Raw genomic sequence first — 19,619 nt, 5'->3', positions numbered from 1 at the left:
TATCCTATTTTAGCGCTCGCCCTCTGCTGCGACCAGCCTTGGCCGCCTGTTCGGCGACGGCAATCAGTGCTTCAGGGGCATAGGGTTTGACAAGATGACCGTTCATTCCGGCTGTTTCAAACTCTTTGATTTGCTCAATGAGCGCTAGGGCTGTCAGCGCGACAATGGGAACCTGACCACGCCGGCCCTCGATCGCACGAATGCGCCGAGTGGCTTCGAGCCCATCCACATCGGGCATGCGAACATCCATCAGCACCACATCGAAATCATCCATGTGGGCAGCCATGACCGCCTTGATGCCACCATCCGCGCAGACGACCTTATGACCAACCGAACAGAGATAAGCGCTGGCGATCTCGCGGTTCATCCCGATGTCGTCGACGACCAAGACCCGGAGGGGGCAATCAGGCAGGGCGAGCTCTTCCGCTTCGACGTTGTTCGCTGACACTGTCTGTTCGAACGCCAACGGCAATTCCAGCCAGAATACGCTGCCGCCGCCTGCATTGTCTTCGTGGTCCAGTTTTCCTCCCATGGCATTCGCCAAATGGACCGAAAGCGCCAGCCCCAAGCCCGATCCCTCGACTTTGTCGACGATAGCGGCTTCGAGACGCGTGAATTCCATGAACAAGCGCCGGCAATCCTCGATCGGAATACCCGCGCCCGTATCGGCAACCTCGATCCGTAAAATTTGGGAAGAAGCAGAGCCGGCGGATATGAGCGTGCGAAGGCGCAATTCGACGCTGCCGAGCGCCGTGAACTTAACCGCATTGCCTAAAAGATTCAGCAAGATCTGCTGGAGCCGCGTCGGATCGGCGATCATCCGGCGAGGAACTTCGGGTGCGATCGAGAGACTGATCTTGAGACCCTTCGCCATGCAGGCCGGCTTGACGACATCGAGGCAGTTACTGGCAAGGATGTGAAGGTCGAAATCCTTCTGGGCAAGAGTGGTGTCGGCTCCCGCGATTTGGGACAAATCCAACACTTTGTTGATCATCTGAAGCAGATGTTTTCCCGCGGCCAGCATTGCATCGATGCGCGCGTCCTGAACGCTGTTCAAGTCACCTTCGAGATGGAGGAGTTGAGCGTAACCCAAGATGCCGTGCAGCGGGGTGCGTAATTCATGGCTCATGCTGCTCAGGAAGCGTGACTTGGCCTGGCTGCTCGCTTCCGCCTGTTCACGCGTCTGGACGAGCTCTCGTGAGAGCCGCATCACCTCGTCATCTGCCCGGCGAAGCGCCTGTTCCTGGTACCGCAGCTGCTGCTCTTGTTGGGCTAATTGCAGGCGGAGCAGGTCTAGGGTTTGCCCGGCTGATTGAGAATCATAGCCTCCATCATTCTTCGATGAGATGCAGGTTCCGAACCGATGCCTAGCCGCATTCGCGCTTTGGTCCTCTCGATCGTCGTTGACCGATAGAATCGGAACTGGCCTGACCAGCGGCAGATCTATTCCATTTTGAGGCGATTTTTTTGCAGCATAGGGCAAGGGAGGATCCTGATTTTATTCATAGGATTTATGTATTTTGAAGCGACGGCTACCCAAGATATGCAAACTCTAAATAATACAATCCAAGAAAACAGAATAATGGAGATAAAAACCGCGATGAGGGATTGATACTGACCGCGCCCTACGCAGTTCTGTCTTTACGAGTCGCCTTATTCTAAATTAGCCTCCCCACATTCCGTTCCTAAAGCCGATACTTAATCTGGTCGGTCCAGAAGCGTTCGAGACGGGCGAGACAGATGTTGAGCTGGGCGAATTCCTCGGCCGAGATGCCGCCGATATGTTCCACCGTCATGACATGCTTCTCATAGAGAGCTGCCACGATCTCGTGAACCTCCTTGCCTTTTTCGGTCAGGCTGATGCGGACCGAGCGCCGATCGACGCGTGAGCGGGCATGATGCAGGAAGCCCATCTCGACGAGTTTCTTGACGTTATAGGACACGTTGGAGCCGAGATAGTAGCCCCGGGTCCGCAACTCCCCTGCGGTGAGTTCCTTGTCGCCGATATTGTAGAGGAGGAGCGCCTGGACCGAATTGATGTCGCTTCGGCTTTTGCGGTCGAACTCGTCCTTGATCACATCGAGAAGCCGGCGATGGAGGCGTTCGACGAGGGTCAGCGATTCAAGGTAGGCGGGGCGTACATCGGCAAGGCGGCCACTGCGGGTAGGTGCGGGAGCGATCTTGGCTGCGGTGTTCATGTCGTGCCTCAAACTCAGAGAGCTTATCTCGCGCGATCTCTCACATTGTCTTGACGGTACGAGCCCGATGTGAAGGCGACTCTAAAGAACAGAATGAACATCCTCTTTATCCAGCTCGCCTCCTCTAGTAAATCAATGCACGCGGCTCCGATCCTTATGAGATGAGGAAGAACAAGGCTCACCGTCTAAGGGCTTCAATACCGAGTTCACGCCACATCCAGCCAAAGTCGCAGGTGGCCACTGGATCGGTCGGATCGTTGTGGCTGGCCTAGCGGTTTTCCAGGAACTTCAACCAGTCTGCAACTTTGTCGCGTCCTTCGGCAGTTTTGACCGCGGCGCGAGGAGAGATATTGCCGATTATGCCGAGTGGTTTGTCCAAGGTCTCACGATACTGCTTGTCAAGCATCGCGTGTACAATCGGCCTCGCAACATCAGGAGAGCTATCGGAGGCCCGCGTGGGTTCGTTCTGAGGAGATGCGCGCATCTGATCGACGGCCTGGATTTCGGTCAACGCGTCAGAACGCGCTCGGGCGCAAGCGGCTTGAAATTCCCGTGGCGTGCGATGATGGTCGTAAGGGCGCCCTGCACGTCCTGCCTTTGCGGCGCGGCCGCATGTCGGCCGACAGCCAGGCCGCCGCGGCGATCTTCGTTGCGCAGGCAGACGATCCCTTCGTGCCGCCGACCGAAGTCGTTGCGGCTCTCTTCGGGCTTGCGCCTGCAGAAGGCCGTGTCTTCGAGCACGTCGTCGCCGGGCACGTTCAGTTTTGGAAGAACACCGTCCGTTTGTCGGACTTCGACAATTCTGGGGTGCGGGATGTGACGAAGACCCGGCACTTCAAGGCGGCTATCACGTGTGCGAGGCTTCCTCCGACCAGTAGGGCCTGGCATCTGTCGAGGCAGTCCCGTGCATCAACTTTGTGGATCCCGAACAGTCGGCGTTCGCGGTCACGTCGAGCGGCCCTGGGTTTGTGATCAATCTCAGACAACAGCCGAACCTCTTGAGGACGCACGCGCCCGGGACTTCTTCCGAGGATGAGCTATGGCCTGCGATCTCGAGGCGGACGAAAACATCATTCTATCTACCAAAGGCGGCTCAAAGGCCGGCGCGTTTGTATTGCTATCCGCATCATACCAGTTAGAAGCGGGCCATCCGAAGCCGGGGGTGAACGATGAAGCAGCCGCTCTCCTTCAGAATCGCTGCGGATCTGCTGGCTGCCATGCGGGACTGCGATCTTCAGGACAACCGTAGCCTCGCTAACTTTATCGAAACGGCCCTGATCGCCCGTATTGCGGCGATGAAGCAGGATCGTTCGAGCACCGGTCCCGCTCTGCCGGACCAAAACCATAAGGCGACGATCAGTGGCGCTTGATCCAACCTCCGGTCCGGCGCTGCCGAAGGCTAGGACAGGCATCGTAGGCTTCGACGACGTCACCTTCGGCGGCCTGCCTGCAGGACGTCCCACTCTGGTCTGCGGTGCGGCCGGCTGCGGCAAAACGCTGTTTGCGGTTACAGCGCTGGTGAATGGCGCTACTCAGTTCGGCGAGCCGGGCGTCTTCATGAGCTTCGAGGAGCGCGCCGAGGATCTGGCTGCGAACTTCGCCTCGCTCGGCTACGACCTCGATGGCTTGGTGGCCGATGGCAAGCTCGCCATTGATCATGTCCGGGTTGAGCGCAGCGAGATCGAAGAGACCGGTGAGTATGACCTTGAAGGGTTGTTCATCCGCCTCGCCTACGCGGTCGACACCATCGGCGCCAAGCGCGTGGTCCTCGACACCATCGAGACCCTGTTCTCCGGGCTGACCGACGCCTCGATTCTGCGTGCCGAATTGCGCCGGCTATTCGGCTGGCTCCGGGACCGCGGGCTCACCGCTATCATTACCGGAGAACGCGGCGAGGGCCAACTCACCCGGCAAGGTCTTGAGGAATACGTCTCAGATTGCGTGATCCTGCTCGACAACCGAGTTGAGGACCAGATCACCACGCGGCGCCTTCGGGTAGTGAAGTATCGCGGCTCAGCCCACGGTACGAACGAGTACCCGTTCCTTATTGACGACCAGGGCATCAGCGTCCTGCCCGTGACCTCGGCTGAACTCGGCTACGGCGTCTCCAACGAGATCATGTCCACGGGCATCGGCGGCCTGGATGCCATGCTGAGTCCGGGCGGCTTTTATCGCGGCTCCAGCGTCCTGATCTCCGGGATGGCCGGCACGGGCAAGACAAGCATCGCCTCGTCTCTCGTGGATGCCGCCTGCCAGCGTGGCGAGCGCTGCCTGTCCTTCGTGTTCGAGGAGAGCGGCGACCAGATCTGCCGGAATGCGCGCTCCATCGGGCTCGACCTCAAGCGGCACGTCGAGAATGGACTGCTTCGGTTCGAAGCGGCGCGTCCCAGCCTGTTCGGGTTGGAGATGCACTTGGCGCGCATGCATCGCGACATCGAGCGGTTTCAGCCCTCCATCGTCGTGCTCGACCCTATCTCGGCTCTCCGTGGTCCAAATTCCGAAGTGCAGGCCACGCTGCTGCGTATGGTCGACTTGCTCAAGATCCGCGGGATCACGGCCGTGTTCACCAGCCTGCGGACCGATGGGACGTTCGAGGATGATGACGATCTGGGACTGTCCTCGCTGATGGATGCCTGGGTGAAGCTCGTCAGCGTCGAGGCCAACGGTGAGCGCACACGGACCCTGTACGTGATCAAGGCACGCGGGATGAGCCACTCGAACCAAGTGCGCGAGTTCCAGATGTCGGCGGCTGGCATCGCCCTCATCGACGCCTATATCGGCCCGGCCGGCGTCCTCACCGGCACGGCACGCGTCGTACAGGAGGCCGAGGAACATGCCGCAACTCTCCGACGTCGCCAGGAGAGCGAGCGCCGCAAGCGCGAGGTTTTTAGGCGCCGCCAAGGCATCGAGCGCCAGATCGCCGAATTGCGCGCGAGCCTGGAGATTGCCGAGGATGAGGAGGCCGTCCTCGTGACCGAGGACGAGGCCCGCGATACGGTCATGAAGAAAGAGCGCCTCATCGTCTCGGCCCGCCGGGGTGCCGCAGAATGAGCGACCTGAACAAACCCGAAGTGGCCGACGAGAACGGCCACTATCATCTGCGCCTCTATGTTGCCGGTCAGACCGTCAAATCGATGGCCGCTTTTGCCAACCTCAAGCGGGTTTGCGAAGAGCACCTCGCCGGGCGGTACGACATCGAGGTGATCGATCTCGTGAAGAACCCGCAACTGGCCGCCGGTGACCAGATCCTCGCCATTCCCACCCTGGTCCGGCGCCTGCCGGAGCCGCTCAAGCGGATGGTGGGCGATCTATCCAACACCGAAAAAGTTCTAGTCGGGCTCGACATCCGCCCGAGAGCTTTCCTCCCTTGAGCAGCGCCCCCACTGATGAAACGTCACAGAACCGATATCTGCTGCGCCTCTTCATCGCGGGTTCGTCGCCACGGTCCCGGCGTACCATTGAGAACCTGCATCGCATCTGCGGCGCGTATCTGGCCGGCCGCTTTGACCTCGAAATAGTCGACATCTATCAGCAACCGCAACTTGCCGAGCAGAACCAGGTCGTGGCGGCGCCTACCCTGCTGAAGCTTCAGCCGCTGCCTGCCCGGCGCATCATCGGCGACCTTTCCGAGGAGGCCCGTGTCCTGCGTGGGCTCGACCTTCAGCCCGTCACACCTCAGGGCCGCGATGGGCGCTGACGACACGGACACGGACACGGACTTCGACCTACGTCATCGTGCGGATCAGGCACGGATCCGTGAGCTTGAGGCGCGTCTGGAGGAGAGCGAGGAAACCCTGGAGGCGATTCGCCGAGGCGACTTCGACGCCGTTGTGGTGGAGACCCCGGATGGCGAGCGTCAGATCTACACTCTGGAGAGTGCGGACAGACCCTATCGCGTCCTCATCGAACAGATCCAGGAGGGCGCCCTCACGCTAAGCGCTGAGGGAACGGTGCTGTACTGCAACCGACGCCTCGCCGAAATGCTCGATGTCCGCCAGGAGCGACTAATCGGCCAGCCCTTGCAGGCCTTCATCCCGGTCGAGGACGGACCCCTCCTCGGGCGCCTTCTCGAAGAGGCAAGGCTTGGCGTGGCACGCGGCGAGCTTTCCCTTGCCACCGATGGCCAGAACCAGAGGATGCCGGTCTACCTGTCGCTGAGCCTGCTGGCGCGGGATGAGACAGTCCCTCTTTTGTGCGGCGTACTTACCGACTTGACCGAGCAGAAGTTCCACCTGAGCGAGCTGGCCGGCGCCAATTCCCGGCTCAAGGCCGAGGGCCTGGAGCGCGAGCGGATCGAGGACGTCCTTCGACAGGCCCAGAAGATGGAGGCGGTCGGGCAATTGACCGGCGGCATCGCGCACGATTTCAACAACCTTCTAACGGTTATAAAGTCGTCCTCGGAACTATTGCGTCGGCCGGACCTGCCCGAGGAGCGCCGTCGTCGGTACGTGGACGCCATTGCCGACACGGTGGACCGGGCCTCCAGGCTCACCGGACAGTTGCTCTCTTTCGCCCGCCGGCAGTCGCTGACGCCGACGATCTTCGACCTGAGGGACCGTGTTCATCGTATCACCGACATGCTCGGAACCATCGTGGGTTCGCGCATCAGGATCGAACGGATCGTGCCTGAGATACCCTGCTTCATAGAGGCGGACACTAGCCAGTTCGAGTCGGCGCTGGTGAATCTGGCCGTGAACGCACGGGATGCCATGGATGGCGAGGGCCTTCTCACCCTGCGTGTTCAATGCGGGATCGTTCAACCGGCGATACGCGGACATGCCTCTCCGAGCGTCTCGTTCGTTTCCATCAGCATCGCCGACACGGGATGCGGCATCCCTCCGGATCGGATCGGCCACATCTTCGAGCCCTTCTACACGACGAAGGAAGTCGGAAAGGGCACGGGCCTCGGCCTCAGTCAGGTTTTCGGCTTCGCTAAGCAGTCGGGAGGCAACGTCGAGGTCACGAGCGAGGTCGGCTGCGGCACTACTCTGACCCTCTACCTGCCCGAGGTGGAGGGCCGCCCGACCGAGAATCAGGAGGCGGCGTCCTGGAACGTGGCCTCCGAGAGCTTGAGCGGCGGCGGTCGTCGAGTGCTTGTGGTCGAGGACAACGTCGAAGTCGGCACGTTCTCGACGCAGATCCTGCAGGACCTCGGCTATGAGACGACCTGGGCCGCCGGTGCCGAGGAGGCGTTGAGGCAACTCGCCGAAGCCCCGATCCGCTACGACATCGTGTTCTCGGACGTGGTGATGCCGGGCATGAACGGCGTAGACCTGGGACGCGCGATCCGTGATCTCTATCCGGGCCTGCCGATCCTGCTCACAAGCGGCTACAGTCATGCGCTTGCCGAGGACGGCCGCCACGGCTTCGACCTACTGCAAAAGCCCTACTCGATCGAGGACCTGTCGCAAAAGCTCCGCCAATCGATAGGTGGTAGTGGCGTCGCTTAAATGGTCTTAAACATAGGCAGGCAGAAAATTGCCTGATTCAGTCATTCAAAAAATTGAATTCGCCGTTCGGAAGAGGACCTCCATAAGGTCCACCGAGGATGAATTTCTGCCGTAGAGCAGAACCGCCACATTGCCCGCTTTTGGGCGTCGCTCGCAGAAAATTGTAAGACTAGATCGGGTGAATTGAAAACTCCTTTTTCGGCGCCGATTACAGTTCCGAGGCTCTGGGCGGGTTTCTGGGCGGACACTCGGTTGGCCGCGTTTAATTGCGGAAGCCCGGTGGAGATCGATCTAACCGATGTGGCGCGCCGTTTACCCGCTGATCTACTCTGCGACTTGCAAATCGTTGATTTTCGCTCCGCGTTAAAACAGAGTTTTTCAACGCAATCGACATCCGCCAGCAATAAAGGTCTGCTTTGTTGCAGGCCTGCTCGGAACCGGACGGTCAGCCGTCGGCCAGTTGCCGACGTGAAATCCGCGCTTACGGATCTTCGTGCAGGCTCTGGCTTCAACTCTGAAGCACGCGATAAACTTGCATGCGCGAACAGCCGATCGCCTTCGCAATCGTCGTCGCCCCAGCGCCGTTCGAGTGAAGCGCAAGAATCCGTTCACGATCGATCCGACGCTTACCGCCCTGGTATACTCCTTCGCCCTTCGCCCGTTCGATACCGTCCCGCTGGCGCTCTTTAATGAACCGGCGCTCCATCTGCGCGACCATGCCGAGCACGGTCAAAACGATGTGACCCATCTCGCCGCGAGTCGACACGTGCGGGTCGAGGACGGTGACGAACGCGCCCCGCTGCTCGCATTCATGAATCAAATTCAGCACGTCACGGGTGTCCCGACCGAGCCGGTCCAGCCGGGTGACGACCAACTCGTCGCCCGGCCGCAGAAAATCCAAGACCGTGGCCAGTTCGGTTCGACCGTCACGACTGCCGCCTGACACTTTTTCTGCCCTGATCACCGAACAGCCCTCGGCCTTCAACTTCGCATGCTGAATGTCGAGATCTTGGTCGATCGTGCTGACGCGGGCGTAACCAATGCGGGCCATGTGTCACCTCAAGCTTTAGGCCCAAGGCTACTTGGTCACAAATAGTCGATGTCAACCCAGATGTTACGTATCATTCGCCCCCCTAAGGTGACGTCACGCCAGGGCATACCCTGGTGTGTCGACCTGACTGCATAGGCCTCAAGTTGAGCACACATTCATTGTTGACGCCCTGGGAAGCAAGCGAACACGTGACCCATCTCTGACCTTCAGTAGGCCTGCTTCTTCGCTTTCTGACTAACCATCGCAGGTCGAGGGTGGCCGTAAGCGGAACGACCGCTGCCAAGCGCATTGCTGGCGGAGGATGGACTCCGTTGCATCGCGACCATCGACCTGAGCCCTCCGGGGACGCCGTCCTTGACCTCGCCTGAACGCGCTTGTCTGGCTGGATGTAGCAACTAACATGGCGACACAAAGCGGTATCAAAGGCGGGTCGATGAAGGGGCATCATTCCGGCGCAACGTGGCGCAAGGCAGATCTTCAATGTCATACCGCGCGGGATCACAGCTGGAGAGGAGGCACCCAGCTGCCGGGCACAACTCCCGAAGAGGAAGCCGCCCGCGACGCGTGGGCTGACGCGTTCATCGCGGCTTGCGTGTCCAAAGGACTGCATGTCATTGCGGTGACCGACCATCACGACGTGTGCATGGCCTCGTATGTCCAGCGAGCGGCCGAACGTGACGGGAACCGTGTTCTTGTTTTCCCAGGCGTCGAGGTCACGTGCAGCGACGATGCGCAGTGCCTGACCATCATCGAGCCGACATCAACCCCAGAGTTACGGTCCCGCTTCGTCTCGCTGCGCAACTTCACCGCCGCCAGCCACGCTCTCGGCCGGACCCCGGTTTCGTCGCCCGTCAACATGACGGTTATCGACCTGTTCGAGATCATCCAGGGCGACAGCGAGTTACGGGAAAATTCCGTCGTCCTGCCCCACTTCAGCGATGACACTACGAACGCGCACAAGCACATCAACAAACCGCGGACTCAGATGCGGTTTATCAATCTGAACTGCGATGGCGTCTACATCGAGAAGCCCTTTTCGGAGCTGCACGAGGATACGAAGAAGAAGGCTTACGGGAAGGTAGTCGAGTGGGGCAGCCGCCGCCGCGCGATTATTCCGACCGGTGACAATCGCTACGAGGACTGGGGCAGGCTCGGAAAGCATGAGTGCTGGATCAAGCTAGGCGAGAACAGCATCGAGGCGCTGAGGCAGGCGCTGCTGGCTGATGAGGCTCGCATCACCGTCACCCCGCCGGTCGTTCCCGGAGAGCGGCTGATTTCGCTGAAGGTGCAGTCCGACCTTACCGGGGCTGATCCGCTTTCAATGACGTTCAATGAGGGACTCACAGCCATCATCGGTGGACGTGGCTCCGGGAAAAGCTCAATTCTCGAATACCTGCGCTTCGCTCTCGCGCGGACGGTGGCTGACTTCCCTGCAGGCGAGGTGGTCTCCAGCGGCGGCAAGGAGCAGACCTTGATCGAGGAGACCCTGAAGACGGGGTTTGTGGAGGTTGAACTTGACCGCGACGGCTTGCGCGAGACCTGGCAGCGTGAGTGGGCCAGCAAGGATCACATCACCGTCACTGAAAGCTCAGGGACAGTGCGCCAAATGACGATCAGAGAGGCGCAACGCACTTTCCGCGCACGCGGGTTCTACCAAAAGGGACTGTCTACAACCGTGAACGACCCCGCATCCGCTGCGGACCAGATTACAGGGATTGCCGCAGCGGAGGTCCTTGAGCGCCGTCGAGCGATCGAGCAGGATATCGAGAAGGCTCAACTCGATGTTCGTAACGCCCTCGGCCTGGTGGTCGCACACTGGCTAGACAAAATGAGGCACCGCCAGGCGCGCAGCAGCGCGGACGACGTTCGTCAGCGGCTTCAAGCCGTCACGGACCGGCTCGACGAACAAGGCGTCTCGGCGGAGATGAAGGATGTCCTTGCCAAGGCCCCCCTTTACTCACGGGCGAAATCCTGGCTCACGGAGCTGGACCGACGCATTGTCGCCACGCGAACCGCGATCGAAGAGCTGAAGGCCCAGCTGCTGGAGACCAAGACGGACATGTCCAAAGCTGGTGCTGAGTTCGAGGAGATGGCGGAGATGGCCACCGCAGTCGATCAAACAAGCGCAGCCATAGCCGGTCAGCTCGACGCTGCCATCGCAGTTCTCGGCAATCTGGAATCCCTCAGGCAGAACGTGATCGTGCGGTTTGAAGCGCGGTCGGCCGCGTTCGATGTTGTTCATCAGGCGGCGGTCGCCGCCCAGTCCGCTCACACTGCGTTGATCGAGGAAAGCACCCAGCTCACGCAGGAGCACGAAGCCGCGGTCGCTAAGATTGCCGCTGCAGCAGCCGGCGAAGAGAAGTCGGCAAGCTCTCTGACGCGCTTACAGCAAGCTCGTCAGCAGCTTGAGACGTTGGTGGCAGGTCGACGTGCCCTGCTGCAGGAAGCGGCTGATCACGTCGGCGGTCGGTCAAGCCAGCGTCTGGAAGCGCACGTTAAGCCCGACCCTGCACCGGCAGAATACATCGCCGCTCTCTGCCGTACCCTGCAGAGCAGCTACGTCTCAGATCCGGAGACGAAATGCACCGATTGGGTCGAAAAAGCCATCAAGGCAGGCCCAACAACAGCGTGGCCGGATATATCTGAAAGGGTTCTGAAGGTCTACGAGGCGAAGACGATGGCCGGCAGCCCCGCCGATCCGAGCACCGACATTTCCAATGGCTTGCATTCCCTGTTCTTCGGTGGAGGCAGCCTAAATGCAAACCAGACCAAGCGTGTCTACGGCAATCTCAATGACGGGACCGTGGGTGAGCTTTTGGCCGCCGTGCCCCGGGATTACATCTCGCTCCGCTACATTGACGACCAGGGACGTCGCAAACCCTTTGACAAGGCATCACCTGGTCAGCAGGCCTCAGCGCTGTTGGAGCTTCTTCTGCAGCAATCGGCCGGCACCCTGATCATCGACCAGCCGGAAGATGATCTTGACAACCGGGTCGTCATGAAGATTGTCGACTTGATCAAAACCTCCAAGAGCCGCCGGCAGCTTATATTCAGCACTCACAACCCCAACATCGTTGTGAACGGCGACGCGGACAAGGTAATTGCGCTGGAGACGAACGACGCACCTGTCATCCCGACCGCAGATATCCCGGAGATCACCATCGACGTTGACGGCGCGATCGAGACGCCGGACATTCGGATTGCCGTCACCCGGATCATGGAAGGTGGCAAGGATGCCTTCGAGCTTCGCCGCCGCAAATACCGCTTCGATCACGCGATCTGAGCAGAATGCGAAGCGCGAGTGTATCACCTATTTGTCTCCGGAAACGACGAGGCGTGGAGAGGCGAGCCTTGGCAGATTGGGAAGTCACGATGCGTTCGGGAATCTACCGACGACGCCCTGACTAAGCGTGTCGGAAACCTAGATTCGCAGGCTGTGGCTGGGCTCAGGCACCTTCCCTGCATCTTTGCTTACGAAAAGGGGAACAGGCTTGCACCCCATTTCGGTCGCATTCGGGACGTGACGCGGAGACAGGGTGTTCAGGTTCAAATCGAGTAATAGATTGCGCCTATTGGCTCATTTCTGACCGCTGACGATCTGTTGGAGCTGTCGCCCTCCCTTGACATCGGGAATGGAGCTGCATCGCACGCATTGGGCTGTGAAGGAGGTGGATCTCGCCCACGAGCTCGGACCAAAGAAGATAGTGTTCCCCAACTGGTTCGGATGGACATCAAACTGCTGCGCCAGTTCGGCCAGCATCTTCTCGCCTCGTACAGCCGCCAAGGCCACCTTCGCCTTGAAGGCGGGTGCGTGGTTCCGGCGTGGTCTCTTACTCATCGTCTCTCCTGCTCCGCGGCCATCCTGGCCGCCGTCAGGCAGAAACTCCACTCATGCAACCTGTTCAGATTTCCCGAGCCATCTCCGTCCGCCGCACAAAGGTGGCGCTCGTCTAGAAGCGCACAGGCAACCGCGTCACCGCCATTTCGCGGATGGTAGCGAGCTTCAGTACGGATCCGGCCAGTACCGCAGATCTGGGCTACCGCGTCACGGTGATCCCAGCGGAAGGTATTGGCGGTGCGTCAGGCTGCCTGAAAATAAACGTGATGGGCTGCTGGCCTTCTAGTTCCAGGGCAGCAGCTCGTCGAGGCGACTGGCGGGGTGGTCCGGAGGGTTCGTCCCGTCGTGCGATCATTCAGCAGAGGCCGTGGAGCGTGTTGTTTGAGGCAGTCAATACCGACCGATAGCCGTAGGATCAGCAGTGCTAAGGGTCCAGACACTCTTAAATCCGTGTTGAATTTTCCAGCTCGACAGTGCCGCATCATCATCACAGCTTACGGCAATCGGGTCACGCCTCATCGCGAACTCGCTGTCTTCGATTTCGCCAAATATAAAACATTCGCTCTTATAATCGCCCAGCATACGGTTCTTCAGCCCAATGTTGATCCGGCTGAGAGCGGTCTCAAGCTTCCGGCCTTTGAAGTCTGACATCCCATAGTCCTCCAGTGCAGCGTTCTCGCTCATGAGCTCCCAACGATTAGCTAGCTCATTGCGGTAGAGCGAAGCGAAAGTTGGGAAAACACGAGCCACACCCTCGCTGTTGTCTGGATGATCCATGAACTCTTTGACATCTGCTGCGATGTTGGCTTGCGACGCATTGGCGCTGCTCAAGTATTTATCGCGCGAGGCCGCTTGCAAGTTAGCCAGTTTGGAAGCTTCATCAGCGGCCCGAAGACTCGCAAGATGCTGCTCCTCAATTTGCCGACGCTGACGCTCGGCCGACTGCCGCGCGGCATTTTCGTTTTGCATTCGCAGCTTATCAGCCATGGCCTTGACTTTATCAGTCTCGATCCAAACTGAGCTAAATCGATATGCGAGCCCATCGCGCTTGAGCGCTCCCGCAAGGTCTTTCAACTCGGCCGATTGCGCATAGATTGCCCCGCACTGACCACGCTTGGCGTTCACGAAAGCACCATCCGGCGATGTAGGCACGAGCGTTGGTGCGGCTCTCATATCGGAAGCGAGCCTCTCCGCGTGGCCAACGAGCAATTGCCGATGCGCCTCCACTTGGTCCTGAGCCACTAGACAGATGGCAGCGGAGTTTCCGGTGAAAAGTATCAAACCGAAGCCCTCCTTCACGCCTTTTTCCACGTCCGCCGCGATCTCCGTAGCGGCGACGGCATCGGCCGAGGCCGCTGCTTTTAGCTGGGCATCTGTGACAGTGACCAAGCTCTTGAACGCATCAATCTCGATCGCTTTAATGAGGGCAAGCGCAGCCTCTGGGTCCTGACGCAGGAAAGTGCCCCGACGGGTCGCGACCACGTCGTAAGTGTTTAGTTGATCCGCGTTGCAGGGATCGCCGCCGAGTACAACGGTCTTAGCCGTATTGTACGCCGACAGTGTTGACCGCATTACAGCACTAAGCTCCCTATCGTCACCGTCTCGCCCAAACAAACAAGCGTCGGCTCTGCCCTCGGTGAAAACAATGTCGCCTCTTAGGTTGCGGACGACGTGAGGCGCGCTCGATGAGGAGTTATACATCAAGACCACGTCCTGCAGATCCCCCTTAAGCAGGAAGGCATTTTTCTCGGTGCCGACGAGCTGCACGCCCGTCTTCTGTTGAGCTTCCGCACTTTCAATTTTATGGGCCTCGCTGGACGAGGCGGAATCGCCCTGGGTCGAATCGTCCGGCTGCTGCATCTTTTGACTGGCCGCGAACTCGTCCGACAAACCCGCGTCCTGCAACGCGATATCAACCTGCCCCAAGAGAGTTTGGACGCGGTCAAGGTCAGGGCTGGCGACGACCACCTCGGCTCGCTTGATGAGCGGGAGTAGCTTGGATGCGTTCGCCGATGTCGGATCACGTGTCACGTAGCCGACCAGGAATTGTCGCTGCGACGTCAGCGTGTGGACCGCGTCGCCCAAGTCCCTCGCGATCTGCCGTTGCCTCTGCTTATCTCGTTCATCACGGAATCGCTGGAAATCGGGGTCATCTTGAAGCGACCGGAGAAGGGCTTTAGTTTTGGCTTCGGTGACATTGGCATCGCTCGCCGATAAAGTGTCGTTCAGATCGGCAATCTGCTGAACGTAGTCGAGCAATTTCGGAGTTGTCGCGCTCGATTTTACGAAAGCCGATGCGTCGTCGATAGCTTTCTTAGCATTGGTGGATGCTCGCTCAAACTGGGCTTTGCGCAGTTTCGCGGCGGCCGCATTTCGTGCCGCCTGCGCCTCGGCCTCTGCCTGGTTAGCTTTTTCCTTCGCCTCCGCTTGAGCACTATCGTCCGGCGCTGAACCAACGGGGGATCGGGGTGGAACGATGGCTGTCGGCATCACCTCAGAGAATGCAAGCGCTTGATCAGAGGTTGCTTGTGCAGGCGCGGATGCAGCGTTGAAAACCGACGCATCGGCAATGCCAAAACGAAGGGTCCCATCTCCCCCATCATTGAACCGAGCAGCCCAATAATATCCGGAACCACCAGAAATCTTATAAACCGGCAGCCCTCGCCGGGCAGAAGCGCGATAGTCACCAAGGAAATCGATCAAAATACCTGAGTTGACGACCTGTCCGGACGCGAGAAGTGATACATTCTTGGGATCAAGCGGCGTGAGCATCAAAGAGCCCCACAAAGCTATAACGGCCGAATTTCCCTCTGCATTGCGTTCCATCTTTAGGATGCGGGGATGGGCTTGATACAGATCGGCGATCCGCTTGATCTCACCTTGAACAGCACCGGGCTCGAAGTGAGCCGCCTCATAGTACTTATTGTAGTATTCTATCTCATTGGCAGAAGAAACAAGTATAGAGATCGTGGTTAAAATAGAATTAATTGCTTTCCTTCTCCGAAACCATTGGAAGCCCAAGAACTGCTCACTTGGAGAAAGGCTAAAATCGGGCGCAAGGTGCCCCGGACTGAGACGATCCCCAAGTCCGTGCCCATCGACTGCGAATAATTGTGCGCTCGTCCTCGGATTGGAGCCGACCAATCGACTATCGTCGCCACCATTCTCCACGGTAGGTGTGCGATCAGGTAACCTTGGGCGCTTTCGGACCTCCCGCTGCGACCCCTGTATCTCGGATTGAATGGCACCCTGCATCAAGCCGCCGATGATCCCTCCCAGATCAACATTCTGAGCTCTCGCTGGCGTTAGGACCGCGGACGTCGTCATAAGGATCGCGGCCAAGCCCCGAACAGCACTCGACTCTTTAGTACTCAAGGACTGCTCCCATCCTTAAAAGCTGGATCATACTCGCCCACCCAGCCAAGCGCGGCAAGCGTCGACACGGTACGCTTCTACGGCAAGGCTTATCGCATCTGCCCTGTGCTCTTGGATCGGACCCGAATGCGTTCCGCTCTAGCGCAGAATGAACGCGGTCGGGCGGCTTATTTCAAGGTCGGTCGCCATCAGCACCGAGGTCGATGGCCGGTGTAATTGTCCAAAGAAGTGCTGTGAGGGCCGCTAGAAGCCGGTGACGAATGTGGGCTAAGCTGAGGGCTGCCGCATCGAACTAGCCAGAAAACTTCAAACAATGTAGGTACTTAGCCTAAATGTCTGGCGGAAGGGGCGGGATCCAAACGAACAAGAGAAATAGGGACCGCCTCGCCAGTCATCGCTCTTAAGCCGGTTCTTTCACCTTCGCTTGCACAAAAAAATAAGGGAGCTTGAACATCGCTCCTGCCATTGTCTTAAGTGTCACGTCACCGTAGCTGTCCGATACGCTGCGAGGGGCGTGACCCTGGATTGCATCAAGGATGCGAAGTGGGATGCCGGCTTCCATTCCTACAGTTTTGAAGCGATGCCGCCAGCCGTGATTCGGCGCGACCCCTTCGTCTGGAACGAGTGCCCGGCCGAACTCAGCCAAACGGTTTTTCAACGTCTGAAGGGGCTTCAGGACATCTCCGTCACTCCGCGGCGACAAGAAAAGGTGCCCGGAAGGCGCAGCTGCGACGAACGTCGAAAATCCAAGCTTAACAATCTGTGGGTGTAAAACGACTTCACGAGCTTCGTTCGTCTTAACCGTGCCCGCCTCCGGTGTGATTCGGACCACCCAGTAGTTGTCGCGCTGAGTAACGTCCTCCTTGCGCAGCTGGGCCAGTTCGCCGACCCGCGCTCCGGTAAACGCGCACAGCCAAGGCACCCATCGCTTGGCGGCCTTCAACTGCGGAGCATCACCGCTCAGATTCGCATTGAGCGCTGCGGACAGAATCAGTTCAGCTTCCGTGTCTGTGAACCATTTCGGTCTGAGGCGTTGCGGCTTGGCAAGCTTGATGGTGATGCCTGTTGCCGGATTGGCCCCGAGCTTGCGATTGGTTACCGCCCAGCCGAACAGTGTCTTGAGAGCGGAAAGATCGCTGTCTTTGACGGTCTTCGCTGACGGTGGCTTACCGGTCCTCTTTGAGGGTGTACTCAGGCGATGATCCTTGAAGGCGACAACGTCGCTTTCGGTGACACGCGCCGCATCTTCGTGTCCGAGGAACTCGACGAAGGTGACGAACGTGTTGCGATAGCTTTCATAAGTGCTCGGCTTTCGTCCCACCGCCTTCGCTTCGGTCCACCAAGCCTCTAGCAGGTTCGCAAACGTGAGCGCGTCCGGTTCATCCTTGCTGCTCACCGCTCGTGCCACCCCCGTAGCCGCACCGCGCGAACGCGGCGTACCGGAAGGAGGCGAAGTGCGCGGAGTGACCGTGTTGGCCGTCGGCAGCTCCTCATCGATTTCGACAGGCTCGCCTGTTTCGAACGAATCACCGAGTATCAGACTCGCGCGTTGCAAGGCGATGGCGCAGGCGCGAACAAGCTTCAGGTGGCTGTAGCCATCCACCCGTAGCCCGTGAGCTTCCAGGATGTACTTCGCCTGCGCACGAGCGAAGACCCGCATGTTCGCTAGCAAAAGTTCATCAAGGTGAACCCCGGCAGTATCTTCTTCTACGTTGTCGAACCCCTGGTTTTTCAAATCGCTTAGAGGATCGGTTTCTGGCAGGAGGGTCAGGCGTTCGTATAGGTCGGGATGCCATTGGAGCTGGTTGCCGGGATCATCCTGATAAAGCACCAGCCATTTGCGAAAGATTGGTTTCGCGAGTTCATGAGCTTCACGTTCGGTAAGAATGCGTTGCCCTGCACGGAGATTTGCCCATTGCGAATCCATCTCGGCTATCGCTTTCGCGTGCAGCCGCTTCGCCTCCTCGGGGTCGCGCGTTCCGAGACTGAACTTTTCTTCTCGCTTCCCAACAAGCGACCGCAAGCTCTCGGGCACACCACGCCGCAGCCAGTAAATTCCAGTCCTCGGGTGCTTGTAGGGACGCGCCATCATCAAGGGCATTTGTACCACCCGTTTGTACCACCGGGTAGCCGTAAGTGCCTCGAAATGCTTGAACTTGTTGAGCGTCAGCCACTTAGCAAGCTGATGGTGCCCAGGGGCGGAATCGAACCACCGACACTGCGATTTTCAGTCGCTTCAACACCGCTTGGAAACACTGATTGATTCGCAACAAAGATTTCCGTGCAATGACTTAGGGGGACAGGTGTGGACAAGTGGTGTCGCGTATTGCCACTTGCAGTGGAGCAGTTTTGGAGCAGCCGTCCTCGCGACCGCTTCGCGCGGTCGAGACGCAAAGCGCCCGCCACCCGTTCGAGCTGCGCCGTCCGCGAAATAACGAGAACCGCCGCCTTCTGGGAACCGTCACCGTCCGCGGAAAAATCGCGAAACATTCCGCGAGGCGATGAGAAACCAGCGCTACATTCCGCGAAGGTTTGAGAAGCGCTTTCTCAGCAGTTCTGCCCGTGAACAAGCGCGCGCGGGCCGGATCGCGGATGGGGAGTTCAATAGCCTTCCGGTGACACCCTCCCAGCCGTCGGAAACAGGCCCGCCGAACCACTCCGTAGGCCATTGACCCGACAGCGAGCCGGATCGGCGCCATGGACTTGCGCACGGCGTCCAGGAAGGCTGCGCTTGCGTTCTCGATGAGGTGCCAGCGGTCGGCAACCTGGACAGCCTGCGGAAGCGCGCGTCCGGCGGCCTCACCGTAACCTCCGCCGCGGTCGCGGGCGATGATGCCAGTCTCGGGCCGCGGTCTCAGCCACGCCTCGACCGTGCCGTTGTTCCCGGGCGGTCTGACTCTCACAGCGATGGACCGTTTGGTAGGCTGGCGCCGCAAGGCGTCCCGTCACTCTAGAGATCTGCCGGCCATGGCCGCCTCGGTCGGCACGCTGCGCTCCACAAGGGCTCCGCGCACCGCCCGAGGCTCTCACCCATTCCCGATGTGTTATAGCCCGGAATTTACCGCCCAGGCCGTACAAGACTGGATCAAAGCCGTTGGCGCAAAGACCGCCTACATTGCCCCAGGTAGTCTATGGGAGAACGGCTACGTCGAGTCGTTCAACGCCCGCTTCCGCGATGAACTGCTTGATGGCGAGATCTTCTACTCATTGAAGGAGGCACAGGTTATTATCGAGAGCTGGACACGCCATTACAATACTGTGCGCCCGCATGGCTCAATCGGCTACCGACCCCCAGCCCCGGAGGTGTTCGTACCAGCCTTCGCCGCATGGCCGGCTGCGAAACCCCGGCCATCTACGCCGGCCATGCTCACGCTAGCCCTCAGGGCCGCCATGAACTAACATCCAACCCGGACCACACAACTGGGGCCAATCACTTTGGTCCTTGAGATAATCCGGACTTGAAGGCCTCTTATATTCTAGACGACGACAAGGTCTGGTTGTGCTTCGAGGTACAGTCGCCGAGAGTGGGGCCTGATGGCACTAGAGATTACGGTCGGCCCACCCCTCCTGACTATCAACCAGGGCCGGACCATCCTGGCGAGCGAGCCGGATGGCCAGATCTATCCCGAAACGGACAAGGGACTCTACTTCTTCGACACGAGAATAATCAGCACCTATCGCATCTTCGCGAATGGCCACTCGTTCGA

The 19,619-nt window shown here is 59.2% G+C and carries 14 protein-coding genes, 1 tRNA gene and 2 pseudogenes; 8 read left to right on the top strand and 9 right to left on the bottom strand.

Features of this window, described 5'->3' with window-relative positions; translation table 11 throughout:
• Window positions 1-4 precede the first annotated feature (4 nt).
• From M8523_RS28730 to M8523_RS28715, 4 genes are all read right to left on the bottom strand, one after another.
• Window positions 5-1,483 carry an ATP-binding protein gene (locus M8523_RS28730; RefSeq protein WP_282588308.1) on the bottom strand — a complete coding sequence of 493 codons (1,479 nt, stop codon included), beginning with the start codon at window positions 1,481-1,483 and terminating at the stop codon, window positions 5-7.
• Between the two features lie 202 nt (window positions 1,484-1,685).
• The gene (gene ldtR, locus M8523_RS28725; protein ID WP_282588307.1) at window positions 1,686-2,198 is read right to left on the bottom strand and encodes a transcriptional regulator LdtR; all 513 of its coding nucleotides are present in this window, start codon (window positions 2,196-2,198) and stop codon (window positions 1,686-1,688) included.
• Between the two features lie 268 nt (window positions 2,199-2,466).
• Window positions 2,467-2,709 carry a hypothetical protein gene (locus M8523_RS28720; RefSeq protein WP_282588306.1) on the bottom strand — a complete coding sequence of 81 codons (243 nt, stop codon included), beginning with the start codon at window positions 2,707-2,709 and terminating at the stop codon, window positions 2,467-2,469.
• Window positions 2,706-2,954, bottom strand: a complete 249-nt coding sequence (locus tag M8523_RS28715) for a hypothetical protein (protein ID WP_282588305.1) — start codon at window positions 2,952-2,954, stop codon at window positions 2,706-2,708. Before M8523_RS28715 ends, M8523_RS28720 begins: the two co-directional genes overlap by 4 nt.
• A gap of 413 nt (window positions 2,955-3,367) precedes the next feature.
• On the opposite strand from M8523_RS28715, the gene M8523_RS28710 reads away from it, so the two are divergent.
• The 5 genes from M8523_RS28710 to M8523_RS28690 are packed head-to-tail and all read left to right on the top strand — an operon-like array spanning window position 3,368 to window position 7,648.
• Entirely contained in the window at window positions 3,368-3,568 is a 201-nt protein-coding gene (locus M8523_RS28710) for a YlcI/YnfO family protein (protein WP_282588304.1), read from the top strand.
• Window positions 3,558-5,249 carry a circadian clock protein KaiC gene (kaiC, locus tag M8523_RS28705; RefSeq protein ID WP_282588303.1) on the top strand — a complete coding sequence of 564 codons (1,692 nt, stop codon included), beginning with the start codon at window positions 3,558-3,560 and terminating at the stop codon, window positions 5,247-5,249. Before M8523_RS28710 ends, kaiC begins: the two co-directional genes overlap by 11 nt.
• On the top strand, window positions 5,246-5,569 hold the full coding sequence (locus M8523_RS28700; protein ID WP_282588302.1) for a circadian clock KaiB family protein: 324 nt from the start codon (window positions 5,246-5,248) through the stop codon (window positions 5,567-5,569). Before kaiC ends, M8523_RS28700 begins: the two co-directional genes overlap by 4 nt.
• Window positions 5,566-5,895, top strand: coding sequence for a circadian clock KaiB family protein (locus M8523_RS28695; protein WP_282588301.1), 330 nt, complete (start codon window positions 5,566-5,568; stop codon window positions 5,893-5,895). Before M8523_RS28700 ends, M8523_RS28695 begins: the two co-directional genes overlap by 4 nt.
• Entirely contained in the window at window positions 5,885-7,648 is a 1,764-nt protein-coding gene (locus tag M8523_RS28690) for an ATP-binding protein (RefSeq protein ID WP_282588300.1), read from the top strand. The genes M8523_RS28695 and M8523_RS28690 overlap by 11 nt, the downstream gene beginning before the upstream one ends.
• A 508-nt stretch (window positions 7,649-8,156) precedes the next feature.
• Here M8523_RS28690 and M8523_RS28685 read toward each other — a convergent pair.
• Window positions 8,157-8,699 (bottom strand): recombinase family protein, encoded by a 543-nt coding sequence (locus M8523_RS28685; RefSeq protein WP_282588299.1) that lies wholly within the window; start codon window positions 8,697-8,699, stop codon window positions 8,157-8,159.
• 400 nt (window positions 8,700-9,099) lie between these two features.
• On the opposite strand from M8523_RS28685, the gene M8523_RS28680 reads away from it, so the two are divergent.
• Window positions 9,100-11,982 (top strand): TrlF family AAA-like ATPase, encoded by a 2,883-nt coding sequence (locus M8523_RS28680; protein ID WP_282588298.1) that lies wholly within the window; start codon window positions 9,100-9,102, stop codon window positions 11,980-11,982.
• Between the two features lie 429 nt (window positions 11,983-12,411).
• Here the strand turns inward: M8523_RS28680 and M8523_RS28675 are convergent.
• The 4 genes and pseudogenes from M8523_RS28675 to M8523_RS28660 all read right to left on the bottom strand — a co-directional run.
• Window positions 12,412-12,537: pseudogene (locus M8523_RS28675) on the bottom strand (transposase); the annotation flags it as partial.
• Between the two features lie 390 nt (window positions 12,538-12,927).
• On the bottom strand, window positions 12,928-15,558 hold the full coding sequence (locus M8523_RS28670) for a hypothetical protein (RefSeq protein WP_282588297.1): 2,631 nt from the start codon (window positions 15,556-15,558) through the stop codon (window positions 12,928-12,930).
• Between the two features lie 754 nt (window positions 15,559-16,312).
• Complete coding sequence (locus tag M8523_RS28665; RefSeq protein WP_282588296.1) at window positions 16,313-18,013, bottom strand: DUF6538 domain-containing protein; 1,701 nt, start codon at window positions 18,011-18,013, stop codon at window positions 16,313-16,315.
• Between the two features lie 85 nt (window positions 18,014-18,098).
• Window positions 18,099-18,168 (bottom strand) — tRNA-OTHER (locus tag M8523_RS28660).
• Window positions 18,169-18,963: 795 nt separating this feature from the next.
• On the opposite strand from M8523_RS28660, the pseudogene M8523_RS28650 reads away from it, so the two are divergent.
• Window positions 18,964-19,311 (top strand): annotated as a pseudogene (locus tag M8523_RS28650) (integrase core domain-containing protein); the annotation flags it as partial.
• 135 nt (window positions 19,312-19,446) lie between these two features.
• A partial coding sequence (locus tag M8523_RS28645; protein WP_282588331.1) for a glycogen debranching N-terminal domain-containing protein occupies window positions 19,447-19,619 on the top strand: 173 nt, incomplete at its 3' end.

The sequence above is a fragment of the Lichenifustis flavocetrariae genome, assembly GCF_026130545.1.
Taxonomy (GTDB): Bacteria; Pseudomonadota; Alphaproteobacteria; order Rhizobiales; family Beijerinckiaceae; genus Lichenihabitans; species Lichenihabitans flavocetrariae.
The sequence above is the reverse complement of the archived record's forward strand: the minus strand, read 5'-3'. Positions and strand labels throughout refer to the sequence as shown.

Bases quoted from the DNA above. Each gene is read 5' to 3' on its own strand.
- ldtR (WP_282588307.1), bottom strand. From the start codon at position 2,198: ATGAACACCGCAGCCAAGATCGCTCCCGCACCTACCCGCAGTGGCCGC.
- M8523_RS28710 (WP_282588304.1), top strand. From the start codon at position 3,368: ATGAAGCAGCCGCTCTCCTTCAGAATCGCTGCGGATCTGCTGGCTGCC.
- M8523_RS28700 (WP_282588302.1), top strand. From the start codon at position 5,246: ATGAGCGACCTGAACAAACCCGAAGTGGCCGACGAGAACGGCCACTAT.
- M8523_RS28690 (WP_282588300.1), top strand. From the start codon at position 5,885: ATGGGCGCTGACGACACGGACACGGACACGGACTTCGACCTACGTCAT.
- M8523_RS28685 (WP_282588299.1), bottom strand. From the start codon at position 8,699: ATGGCCCGCATTGGTTACGCCCGCGTCAGCACGATCGACCAAGATCTC.
- M8523_RS28680 (WP_282588298.1), top strand. From the start codon at position 9,100: ATGGCGACACAAAGCGGTATCAAAGGCGGGTCGATGAAGGGGCATCAT.
- M8523_RS28665 (WP_282588296.1), bottom strand. From the start codon at position 18,013: ATGCCCTTGATGATGGCGCGTCCCTACAAGCACCCGAGGACTGGAATT.